12 protein-coding genes are annotated in these 10,987 nt (G+C 38.9%); 11 read left to right on the top strand and 1 reads right to left on the bottom strand.

From position 1 onward, the window contains the following. Window positions 1–113 precede the first annotated feature (113 nt). Both ACLI1A_RS12410 and ACLI1A_RS12405 read left to right on the top strand, forming a co-directional pair. Complete coding sequence (locus ACLI1A_RS12410; protein ID WP_411408993.1) at window positions 114–1,166, top strand: sensor histidine kinase; 1,053 nt, start codon at window positions 114–116, stop codon at window positions 1,164–1,166. A gap of 2 nt (window positions 1,167–1,168) precedes the next feature. Further along, entirely contained in the window at window positions 1,169–1,897 is a 729-nt protein-coding gene (locus tag ACLI1A_RS12405) for a LytR/AlgR family response regulator transcription factor (protein WP_411408992.1), read from the top strand. A gap of 331 nt (window positions 1,898–2,228) precedes the next feature. Here the strand turns inward: ACLI1A_RS12405 and ACLI1A_RS12400 are convergent, their stop codons facing one another. After that, window positions 2,229–4,436, bottom strand: a complete 2,208-nt coding sequence (locus tag ACLI1A_RS12400; protein ID WP_411408991.1) for a TonB-dependent receptor — start codon at window positions 4,434–4,436, stop codon at window positions 2,229–2,231. A gap of 298 nt (window positions 4,437–4,734) precedes the next feature. Here ACLI1A_RS12400 and ACLI1A_RS12395 point away from each other — a divergent pair, with 298 nt between their 5' ends. From ACLI1A_RS12395 to ACLI1A_RS12355, 9 genes are all read left to right on the top strand, one after another. Then, window positions 4,735–5,331 (top strand): SCO family protein, encoded by a 597-nt coding sequence (locus ACLI1A_RS12395; protein WP_411408990.1) that lies wholly within the window; start codon window positions 4,735–4,737, stop codon window positions 5,329–5,331. An 8-nt stretch (window positions 5,332–5,339) separates the two neighbouring features. Further along, on the top strand, window positions 5,340–5,717 hold the full coding sequence (locus tag ACLI1A_RS12390) for a hypothetical protein (RefSeq protein ID WP_411408989.1): 378 nt from the start codon (window positions 5,340–5,342) through the stop codon (window positions 5,715–5,717). Window positions 5,718–5,758: 41 nt separating this feature from the next. Continuing rightward, the gene (locus ACLI1A_RS12385) at window positions 5,759–6,625 is read left to right on the top strand and encodes a helix-turn-helix domain-containing protein (protein WP_411408988.1); all 867 of its coding nucleotides are present in this window, start codon (window positions 5,759–5,761) and stop codon (window positions 6,623–6,625) included. 9 nt (window positions 6,626–6,634) lie between these two features. Then, complete coding sequence (locus ACLI1A_RS12380; protein ID WP_411408987.1) at window positions 6,635–7,018, top strand: hypothetical protein; 384 nt, start codon at window positions 6,635–6,637, stop codon at window positions 7,016–7,018. 5 nt (window positions 7,019–7,023) lie between these two features. Then, the gene (locus ACLI1A_RS12375; protein ID WP_411408986.1) at window positions 7,024–7,341 is read left to right on the top strand and encodes a YHS domain-containing protein; all 318 of its coding nucleotides are present in this window, start codon (window positions 7,024–7,026) and stop codon (window positions 7,339–7,341) included. 183 nt (window positions 7,342–7,524) lie between these two features. Beyond that, window positions 7,525–7,674 carry a hypothetical protein gene (locus ACLI1A_RS12370; RefSeq protein ID WP_411408985.1) on the top strand — a complete coding sequence of 50 codons (150 nt, stop codon included), beginning with the start codon at window positions 7,525–7,527 and terminating at the stop codon, window positions 7,672–7,674. Window positions 7,675–7,816: 142 nt separating this feature from the next. Next, window positions 7,817–9,337 carry a c-type cytochrome gene (locus tag ACLI1A_RS12365; RefSeq protein WP_411408984.1) on the top strand — a complete coding sequence of 507 codons (1,521 nt, stop codon included), beginning with the start codon at window positions 7,817–7,819 and terminating at the stop codon, window positions 9,335–9,337. A gap of 15 nt (window positions 9,338–9,352) precedes the next feature. After that, complete coding sequence (locus ACLI1A_RS12360) at window positions 9,353–10,702, top strand: c-type cytochrome (protein ID WP_411408983.1); 1,350 nt, start codon at window positions 9,353–9,355, stop codon at window positions 10,700–10,702. A 6-nt stretch (window positions 10,703–10,708) separates the two neighbouring features. Then, a complete protein-coding gene (locus tag ACLI1A_RS12355) occupies window positions 10,709–10,873 on the top strand; it encodes a hypothetical protein (protein ID WP_411408982.1) in 165 nt (54 codons plus the stop codon). Window positions 10,874–10,987 lie beyond the last annotated feature (114 nt).

Raw genomic sequence — 10,987 nt, 5'->3', positions numbered from 1 at the left:
CTTTGTCGACTGTAGTGCCCTTTTGGTTGCCTTATTGCATATGCTTATCTATTACTGGGCTAAGGGTAATTTATTCCCACTATTTTTGTACATTAATTAATTCAACGTATCTCATGAAACAGATTAAAGGCCAGCAACATCCGTATATTTCATTAGGCATACACTTGTTAGGATGGTTCATTTTGGGATTTATGATGTTTATATATATTCCCCTTACCTGGGATATAGAAATACCCTTGTTCTTCTGGATATGGCACTCAGTAGTGTTGCTTATGATGGTGGTTTTGTTTTATGCAAATGCAAAACTCGTGGTTCCTAAAACCATTGTTAAAGGTAAAATGGGCCTCTTTCTTATATGGGTTATCTCAGCCATACTACTTACACAGATTATTGCCCACTACTACACAAGCCTTACTGATTTTCATATTAAGATGGCAACACTTTTTGATGACAGGCACCATAAAAAACGCCTTATAGATACTTTTGTTTTTAGTATGAGCCTGCTGGTTTTGGCCTTTAGTACCGGCTGGGCCATGCTTATGCACTGGCAGGAAGCTGCCAGCCGTGAAAAAGAACTGATACAGGACAAGACCGATACCGAGCTCGCCATGCTGAAAATGCAGATAAACCCGCACTTCTTTTTTAACTCGCTAAACAGCGTTTACTCCCTAACGTATATAAATGTAGATGATTCACGGTCGGCACTGCTTACCCTGAGCCGCATGATGCGTTACCTACTGTACCGAACCGGTGACGAAATGACCACAATTAGTAAAGAAATTGAGTTCCTTAACGACTATATTGCTGTAATGCGCATGCGCGCTACCGACCGTCTAAAGGTAACGGTAAACATAGCCGAAACCGAGCGCGAATATAATATTGCCCCTATGCTGCTGCTGCCTTTTGCCGAAAACGCGTTTAAGTATGGTATCGACGCATCTGAAAAATCGGAAATTGTGGTGAAATTATGGCTGGAGGGTTCGCAATTACATTTAAATTTGCTTAACCCGGTTTTTGCCCTGCCGGATAAAACATATGGCGAAGGCGGCGTGGGTATGACAAACACCCGCCGCAGGCTACAACTGCTGTATCCTGGCAGGCACAAACTGGAAACCGGTATAAGGCCGGATGGGCTATATGAAGTAAAGTTGCAAATAGATTTGTAAGTATGAAAAACCTAAAGTGCATAGCAATAGATGACGAACCATTGGCCGTTAAACTCATAGAGACGTTTGTAGCACAAACGCCGTTTTTATATCTGGCAGCAACGTCTGACAATGCGCTCGATGGTATGAAATTAATAAAGGAACACAACCCCGACCTTGTTTTTCTGGATATAAACATGCCGCAGTTTACCGGTATGGAAATGGCACACTGGCTGCAACAGGCTAACACTGCCGGTATAAAAATTATTTTTACAACAGCTTATAATCATTTTGCCATAGAAGGCTATAAGGTAAATGCTATAGACTACCTGCTGAAACCTTTTGGTTACGACGAATTTTTAAGGGCAGCTTCAAAAGCATTGCGCCTGTCTCAGCAGGAAACAACCACACCCGAAGTAAACCAGGAACAGGACGCCCTTTTTATAAAAGTAGAATATCAGTGGATTAAGGTTCATTTTGATGATATACTGTATATTGAGGGGCTTAAAGACTATGTTAAGTTCCACCTGCGCTCACAAGACAGAGCTGTACTATCACTTACTTCGCTAAAAGCGCTTGAAGAGCGACTACCGTCGACACAGTTTCTACGCATACATCGGTCTTTTATTGTTGCCCTTAAGAAAATAGACAGCATTACCAAGAGTTCTATAATAATAGGCAATAAAGAAATTACTATAGGCGAACAATACAGGGAAGCCTTTAAGGTAATAATAGCGAAGTGGATTCTGTAGCTCCGATAAATATTAACAATTTCACTTCAAAAAAAGGGATAAACCGGTCGTTTTATCCCTTTTTTTGACCAGCAGTCATTAAATTTAGGCAACAACCCGATATTACATAGCTACTATATTATACCATTCTTGGCTTTATATTGTCATTTAAATTTACTTGTTATTTTAACAACAATATTTGTTATCCCATTATACTTAGTCATTATTGCAAATTACCTGGTTACTACCTGGCTACCTAATTTCCACTTTTGATACGATTTACATACTATTATGATAGATACCAGTAAAGAATTTGTAATGTAGCTCCAAGGAATGAATTAGAAATGGTTTTTTAAAAAGTATAACGCATCATAAGTCGGGCATTAAAGGGCGTTCCTGCCGTAAAATGTATCTCTTCAACTGGGGAAGTTTCATTATACAGCCTACTTTGGGTAAGAAACTGGGTTTCTTTCCATTTTACATTAAAAATATTATCAATATTTGCACCTAATGAAACACCTCCCAGCTGGTATGAAATTGTAGCATCAGTAACCATATAGCCTTTTGCCGTTACACTATAGCTTTCATTTGCAGGACGATTACCTAACACACGCGAACGGATACTGCCCGAAAATCCCTTCAGGCCTTTTACACTTAAACCGGCGGTTAAAGTAGTAATGGGTGCCAGTGGAATATAATCTTCACCTGTTGGCGATTCAGTGCTGCGTGCATGTGTATAAGTAAAGTCAGAATTAAAAAACAGCCACGGGGCTAATTGCCAGCGTAAGCCGAGGTCAGCACCTTTGCGAAAAGTTTTACCGCTGGGTTCTACAACCGCCTCATCGCCCACATAGACAAATTCCTGTTCAAGATAAAGCACCCATATCGCAGCATTAATAATAACATTAGGAAATGGTTTCCAAACCGTACCCAAATCACTGCTATAGGCAGCAGGCAGAATTTTCCTGCCCTGCTGGGAAACCACTACACGGGTATCGTTACTATGAAAACCCTTACCACTTTTCAGGAAAAACTGTACCTTATCTGTTGGCGTATACATAACGTTTAGTTTTGGGCTCAGGATTCCTTTCTTCACTCCTGTGTTATTATAAGTTTCTATAAGTTCATTCTCGTATCCAAACTTAAAATAATCATAACGCAGCCCTGCATTCATAAGCCAATTTCCAACCGTATAATCAGCCGATGTATAGCCAAACATATTGGCCTGGCTAATGTCACCAAGGCTTAGCCGTTCCAGTACTGTAGTACGGTTTACGGTATGTGATAATTCAGTATCATTTGTCTGGTCACTGCGCAGGCCTGTACCTAATTTATAGGCAATTCTTCCGTCGCCAACATTCCATAATTTCTGATATTCCGAGTTAAACCCACCCAATATACGTCCTTCCTTTTGGCGAATTTGGTCACCATTCACCGGGTCGTTCAGATAGAAAGTAAAGTTGGAATACAATTCAAATCCGTAATGGCTCAAATAGGCATTACTTTTTATAGACGAACTGCCATCAATAACTTTTGTGTGCTGTAAAATAAAATTGCTTCTTGTGGTGTTCCCTCCTTCAGTTGGGTCTATAGCTCCGTAAAAAGATATTTGCCCATCTTCAACAGCACGTAGGGGGATTTGGCCGCTGGCATCCCACTTACTGGTAAAGTGTGAAGCAGAAACGGAAAAGCTGTCGCCGTTATCAAGTTTAGAAGAATATTTTGCAAACAAGTTAATGCGACTGAAGTTTTGTGGGGCATCAAAATAATTATCTGTAAAAAGGTACTCAGAAGCAAAATATGCCGATTGGTTGCCGTTATTGAGCAGGTTAAGCATCCCTAATAAACGATATGTGTTGTATTGGCCTATATCAAGGCCTATGGTGCTTTTATCTAAAGCTTCTTTGGTGGAAAAGGCTACGTATCCGGCAGTTGTAAGGTCTCCCTTGTCTGCAAAATAAGGTCCTTTGTCAAAATCAATATTACTGATGGTTTCCGGTATCAGGAAGTGGAGGTCGGCATAGCCCTGGCCATGGGCATGCGATACCATATTGACCGGCATACCGTCTGTCGAAATATTTATATCTGTACCGTGGTCAATATCAAAACCCCGCAAAAAAATCTGCTCTGCTTTGCCCCCGCCTGCATGCTGGCCAATAAACAGCCCCGGAACCTTTCGTAACAAATCTTGCGATGAAAAAACCGGCTGAGTGGTAAGGTCTATTTTTGAAATGGTATTTAAGTGCTTAAGATTGTTAGAAATCACAACTTCCTTCAACATTAATCTTTCTTCTTCTAATGTAATTTTCAGTCCGTTTACGGCTATTACCTTTAGGGATTGATAATGCTCTGCGGTTACTTTTAGCGTGTCGCCCGGCGTGGTAGTTTCTATTAAAAAACTCCCTTTACCATCAGTATGCGCATGGCTGCCACTGCGCAAATTTGTTACCTGTGCATGATGTATTGGCTTACTTTCATTACTAAATACAGTACCTTTTACCTGCTGTGCCGGTGCTTTTACAACAGTAAGTAGAAATAAAAAGTAAATTAAGTATCTCATAGAAGAAAAATTAAAAAGATTGATTTTTGTCAAAATAAATCAAATTAAGCACATGGTATTAAATCCTGCGATAAAGAAACTAAATTCTGCGATAAACAAACACAAACTACTCGCAGACCCCTACAAAATGCTATTTTTTTTAGCTATAAAAATACCCTCATCAATAAGTGTGAGCAACAATATTATCGCTATCAAAAAACATTACCATTTTTTAAAATTTTCAGAAAACTTTTGCGGGATATTCCTCTAAAAACAGGGTCAAAGGCAGTAAATAATACTTAATGTTTATCTTTGTAATATGAAAAAGTACATTATCTTATTGTTGATACTGGGATCGTGCAAAATGAATGACGCGCCGCAGCTTCCTTTTTTAGGAAATAAGGTAAAGCAAAATGGAACAACCGATTATCCTAAAATTGCCGACTTTAGTTTTACAGACCAAAATGGCAGAACAGTAACTAATAATACTTTTAAAGGCAGGATTTATGTGGCAGACTTTATATTTCTTTCCTGTCCGACTATTTGCCCCAAGATGAACGCTGAGATGCTAAAAGTGTACACGGCATTTAAAAATAATAATCATGTAGGCTTTTTATCTCATACTATAGACCCTGAGCATGATACTGTAGAAAAACTTAAAGCTTATACAGACAACCTTGGTATTAAAGGCAATTGGCATTTTGTAACAGGAAACAAAGACAGTATTTTTGCCATCGCCACTAAAAGCTATTTTACCACAGCTTATCCGACTGCAAAAGAGCCTGGCGGTTACATTCACGGAGGGGGGCTTTTACTGATAGATAAAAATCGCTATATTCGCGGAGTTTATGACGGGACAAATCCAAAAGAGTCTGAACGACTTATTAACGATATAAATATGCTGCTAAAAGAGTAGTTGAGTCTATGATGAACAGGCTTTTCACATACTTACTCCTTACTCTGTTTGTAATACAAACTACAAGCAGTGGATGGATTATAGCCTCTTTTTATGCAAACCGTGATTACATAGCATCGAATCTGTGTATTAACCGTTTTGATAAAATACCGGTATGCCGGGGTACCTGCTACCTTAACACACAACTCGAAAAAAACGATAAAAAGGAACAAAAAATCCCTAATGGTAAAGAAAAAGAAATACAGCTCTTTTTACAGCAGCCTGTAACCTTTTCCGTAGGTACAGCACATACAATAACGGTTATTAAAAAAGTTCCTCTTTATAGACAACAACCTGTAAAATCATCACTTCTGTGTTGTGTTTTCCAACCTCCCGAAATGGCATAATACCTTAACGTATTATTCTTTAATCAAATTTATTTCACCATATGCAAACAGGATACATACCCGTATGCAGCATGGATATGTTTGATGATGGCCTGCTACATTTCAGGATAGGACCACTGCAACGACTGGAAGAGTATTTTCCCATGCTGGAATATCCGCATAAAAATGCTTTTTACACACTACTGTTTTCAGACAACTGGCAGGGCAGTATCAATATTGATACCCATACACTGCAACCATCGGGCACAGGCATCATCATAATAAAACCCGGCTGCATAAATGCAATACATACAAACAATATAACATCAGGAACAATTTTGTGCTTTTCTGAAGACTTTTTTTCGTTACGCTATAACAATAACGTGCTTAACCAGTTTGGTTTTTTACATCGCGAAAGCTATCCTTTTATAAGAATTTTGCCTAAATCAACACCAAAGATTACGAGTATACTAACACTCTTACAAGAAGAATTTGCAAATGCACAAACTACTTCGGTAAACATCTTAAGGTCTTACCTTAATATACTACTTGAAGAACTTGAACGGACTTACAGTCCGATACCTGTACCGCGCACCCGTAATCTTGCACAAGATAAGATAGCAGCATTTGAAAAGCTGGTTGCTGAGAATTTTATAGCCCAAAAACGTCCTTCGGGCTACGCAGCGTTGTTAAATGTAAGCACCAATTACCTTAATAAGCTGTGTAAAAAAGAAACCGGCCATACGGCGGGAGACATTATCCGTAAGCACATAATTATTGAAGCACAGCGCTTGTTGCATTATACCCGACTTAGCATAGGAGAAATTGCGGTAAAACTGGGGTTTGAAAGCACATCTTATTTTGTTACAACATTTAAAAAACATACACAGCTTACCCCTGAACAGTTTAGGAAAAGCCAAAACATTTAAATTAATCTTATGAAAAAAGCAATTGTAGTAATCATGCTTATGATGGTAGGCATAGTAAGCGCCCAAACAAAAAATACCGAATGGTCGGAACTGAAAGCATTCCACACGGTAATGAGCCAAACCTTTCATCCGAGTGAAGATGGTAACTTAAAGCCTGTAAAAGAGCGGTCTGGCGAACTTGTAGAAAAAGCCGAAGCACTTAAAGAATCAGCTATTCCGGCGCAGTATAATACAAAAGACATTAAAATCGCTTTATACGAGCTTGTTGCCGAAAGCAAAAAACTTGACAATATGGTAAAAGCAGGAAAAAGTGACAAAAAAATTACAAAAGAACTTGAAGCCCTGCACCACGTATTCCATAAAATAGCCGGGCTTTGTAACGATAAACACTAATGCGTATGAAAAAAAATATAATACTGCTCATTGTGGCAACCCTAACGGCTGCCTGTAAACAAAAAGACACGCAAATACGGCCCGATAGGCTAGCGGAAACTGAAAAAGTTAAAGAAGCTACACACCGAAAAACCTTAGCCGGGGACGGTCCTTACAAAGGACTACCCCTTGACAATGCAAAAGACTTTTACTGCGGTATGGATGTGCATAAATACGGCATTAGCGACACCCTGCACTACAAAGGAAAAATATATGGATTTTGCTCTAAAATGTGTAAAGAAGAATTCGCAAAGGCGCCAGACAAGTACCTTGCAAAGCAATAAAACTGTTTACAATTGATAAACAAATCATTTGTCCGTTTTATTGATACAATTAGTACTGATTTTATAAATACATTGCCACATGTTTTGCAGTAAATAATCTGGATTTGTTACATTTTTGCGATGATAAGTTTTAGGGCAGAACATACAGTTTTGATTTTTTTAAAAACCTTAAACTTTAACAATATGGTAAAAGCACTTTTGATATTACTGGGTGTAATGGTAGTAATAGCTACAATTGTACTTATAAAAACCAACAATTTCTCTAAGAAGCTTGTTAAAGCCTACCAGGAAAGAAACAATACAAAGAGCGTTTCTGAGAATACAGATGCATAACAGAGTTAGTCTGGTTATGTTTTCAAAGTGTCCCGTAACTTCTGCACGGGGCACTTTTTTTTGTTATTACGTTATTTTAAACGATACTTTTAGTAGAATATTTTTCCTTTTTTTTAAAATATACAGTACTGTTTTTTGAAATATGAAGCCTTTTATTTTGCTTCGTTTTCAGGATTATGACCTGAAATTTGTAATGCAAAAAATACTACAGAATATGGATTTTCCAATGTTTCACTTAGACTGGCTAAACAACAGGATGCTAATAGCTGCCATAGCCACGCTCCACGTTATTATAAACCATGGGCTGGCCGTGGGATTTATTCCTTTTGTAACATGGCTTGAACAAAAAGGAGTTAGTAAAAGTGCCTCAGGCGATATTACGGATATAGAATGGGACAAAATGGTCTATAAAATGATGAAAGTAGCTTTTATCATTACCACAACTATAGGTGCCATGACCGGGGTAGGCATTTGGCTTTCTGCCTCGTTAATAAGCCCTGCTTCTATCGGAAGCCTAATCCGCGTTTTTTACTGGGCCTGGTTTATAGAATGGATTGTATTTGTTACCGAAGTAGTACTTATATCTATTTATTTCCTTACGTGGAAAAACAGTAATTCTTCTTTAACGGCTAAGTTAAAACACATTCGCTTTGGATGGATATTAAGTGTTGCTTCATGGATTACAATGGCACTTATCGTAGCTATACTAGGCTTTATGATGGATCCCGGAAACTGGAACAACGACCATACCCTTATCAATGGTTTTACAAACCCACTATATCTACCTCAGTTGCTTTTCAGAACACCTACAGCCATGTTGCTGGGAGGGATTTTTGGAATGATGCTCATTACACTGTTCTCTAAATCCGGAAGTGAAATACGCAAAACAGCCATTAAAAAAGCTTCAAAATGGATTTTATTCTGGGCTCCCATTTCATTAATTGGGGCAATAGTATACTACAAAGTAATACCCGATGCTATGACGGCAAATCTTAGTACCGCAGTAGGTACTATGGATTTTGAAAAGTATTACAATCTGATGAAGTATTTCATAGCAGGTGGCATAGGGCTAAGCGTCATTGTAGCCATAGTAGGATTATTCCGTGCGAAGTTGCTAAAACCGTATATGGTGGTAGTCCCTGTATTTACCGCATTTGCCTTCCTTGGTTTCTTTGAGCGTGTGCGCGAATTTATACGTAAGCCTTATGTTATTGGTAAGTATATGTACTCAAATTTGCTTTTGGAAGATGACTATGTAGCCTATCAGCAAGGGGGAATCCTGAAAAATGCCACATATACCAGCGTTACCGAAATTACTGATGATAATAAAACAGAAGCCGGAAAAAATATTTTCATTCTTGCATGCAGCCGCTGCCATACTGCACAGGGTGTAAACAGTGTGGTCGATGTTTTTGAACGTATGTATGGTAAAGACAAGACTCTGGACATAAATTCTATGGCAGCGTACATCCCCAATATGCACAACGGACGAACCTATATGCCACCATTTCCGGGTACACCACAGGAAGCCGAAGCATTGGCGGCTTATATACAGGAACTACAGCAAACCGGAGAAATCCTTGAAGGTGCGCAAACTGATGGGATAACAATAAATCCTGAACATACTGCAAAGGCATTGTTACAGCAAACATCTAAGCAATAAACACGAATAATTATCATGATTCATTCTCTTTTAATAGCATTACAGGCTTCAGTCACCCCTGTACCCAAAGATATTCCGTTACCCCTGCCCTTACCCCATTGGCTGGCTGTAACACTTTTAATAGCATCATTTTTAGCTCACATTGTTTTTGTAAACCTGATGTTGGGAGGTTCTATACTCTCACTTTGGTCAGAAATCAAAGGCCTGAAAGACAAACGGTATGATTATCTCGCCAAAGAAATTGCTACTACAATTACAGTGAATAAAAGCCTTGCTGTAGTGCTTGGCGTAGCACCACTACTTAGTATTAATGTGCTGTATACCATTTATTTTTACTCGGCTAATGCCCTTACGGGATTGCTGTGGATATCTATAGTACCCCTGGTAACTACTGCATTTTTACTCACTTATCTGCACAAGTATACATGGAAGGCATTAAAAGATAATAAGGCCATACACATATCAATTCTAGCCCTTGGTGTAGCCATATTTCTATTTGTGCCCTTTATTTTCCTTACAAATGTAAACCTGATGTTGTTCCCGGAAAAGTGGTCTGTGGTAAAAGGCTTTATGGATGCTTTATTGCTGCCAAACGTTTTCCCAAGGTACTTCCACTTCATATTTGCATCGCTTGCAGTTACAGGATTGTTTCTGTTTTGGTACACCAGCCGTAAGAAGTATCCATTTGAAGAAAAATTACCGGGCTTTACCCGTTATGATATACAACGAAAAGGTTATGCACTTACTCTCACGGCCACTATCGGTCAATTTCTACTGGGACCATTAGTATTCTTTACACTACCGTCTAAAGGTATTGGCATAAACCTGGCACTGGTTATTGCTGCCGGTGCCGCGATAGCACTACCCGCTATGTGGATGATATGGAAAGCCCTTACCGGTGAAAAAGAATTTATAGCAAAAGACTTTAAAAAAGTGGTGGTATTACTGGGCATTACAGTGGTATTTATGGGATCAGGCAGACACATATACAGGGCCAATGCGCTGGAAGACCATCAACGATTGGTAGCCCTGCGTACCGAACAGTTTAAAAAACAGAAAAAAGAAGCCATAGCAGCATTAAATAAGGCAAAGGCTGAAGAAAATAGTGCTGCCCTGTCTCCGGCTGATAAAGGCAAAGCCATTTTTACGCAAAACTGTTCTTCGTGCCACAAACCACAAGAAAAACTGGTAGGGCCGCCGGTAACTGAGATGGCTTCTATTTACAAAAATAACCGCGATGGGCTAAAGAAATGGATAAAATCACCCGGTAAAAAACGTCCGGATTATCCGCAAATGCCTGGATTCCCTCAGATTCCTGAGACAGATTTACAAAACCTTACAGAATATATACTAACAATAAAATAAAACTATATGGCTACCGGACTCGTGATAACGCTCGTTGCGTTGGCATTCATCGCAATATCAAAGCTCATTGAATTTAATAATCTTACACTAAGGATTAAAAAGGATAAAGACGTAAATAACAAACCGAATAACCTTGATAAGAATTACCAGTTTATAAAGGGGCTTTTTTAGGTTAAAAAGTAAAGCCCTAACTGGATATTGCCAATGCCCCGTAACTGCTGCAACGGGGCATTTTTCTTATTCTATAGGCTATAATTTAGAAAATCAATCCAATGATTACGCAAA

Source organism: Flavobacterium sp. RHBU_3, from assembly GCF_046613565.1.
Lineage (GTDB): Bacteria > Bacteroidota > Bacteroidia > Flavobacteriales > Flavobacteriaceae > Flavobacterium.
This window is presented reverse-complemented; position numbering and strand designations above follow the sequence as displayed.

Bases quoted from the DNA above. Each gene is read 5' to 3' on its own strand.
- ACLI1A_RS12410 (WP_411408993.1), top strand. From the start codon at position 114: ATGAAACAGATTAAAGGCCAGCAACATCCGTATATTTCATTAGGCATA.
- ACLI1A_RS12405 (WP_411408992.1), top strand. From the start codon at position 1,169: ATGAAAAACCTAAAGTGCATAGCAATAGATGACGAACCATTGGCCGTT.
- ACLI1A_RS12400 (WP_411408991.1), bottom strand. From the start codon at position 4,436: ATGAGATACTTAATTTACTTTTTATTTCTACTTACTGTTGTAAAAGCA.
- ACLI1A_RS12395 (WP_411408990.1), top strand. From the start codon at position 4,735: ATGAAAAAGTACATTATCTTATTGTTGATACTGGGATCGTGCAAAATG.
- ACLI1A_RS12390 (WP_411408989.1), top strand. From the start codon at position 5,340: ATGATGAACAGGCTTTTCACATACTTACTCCTTACTCTGTTTGTAATA.
- ACLI1A_RS12385 (WP_411408988.1), top strand. From the start codon at position 5,759: ATGCAAACAGGATACATACCCGTATGCAGCATGGATATGTTTGATGAT.
- ACLI1A_RS12380 (WP_411408987.1), top strand. From the start codon at position 6,635: ATGAAAAAAGCAATTGTAGTAATCATGCTTATGATGGTAGGCATAGTA.
- ACLI1A_RS12375 (WP_411408986.1), top strand. From the start codon at position 7,024: ATGAAAAAAAATATAATACTGCTCATTGTGGCAACCCTAACGGCTGCC.
- ACLI1A_RS12370 (WP_411408985.1), top strand. From the start codon at position 7,525: ATGGTAAAAGCACTTTTGATATTACTGGGTGTAATGGTAGTAATAGCT.
- ACLI1A_RS12365 (WP_411408984.1), top strand. From the start codon at position 7,817: ATGAAGCCTTTTATTTTGCTTCGTTTTCAGGATTATGACCTGAAATTT.
- ACLI1A_RS12360 (WP_411408983.1), top strand. From the start codon at position 9,353: ATGATTCATTCTCTTTTAATAGCATTACAGGCTTCAGTCACCCCTGTA.
- ACLI1A_RS12355 (WP_411408982.1), top strand. From the start codon at position 10,709: ATGGCTACCGGACTCGTGATAACGCTCGTTGCGTTGGCATTCATCGCA.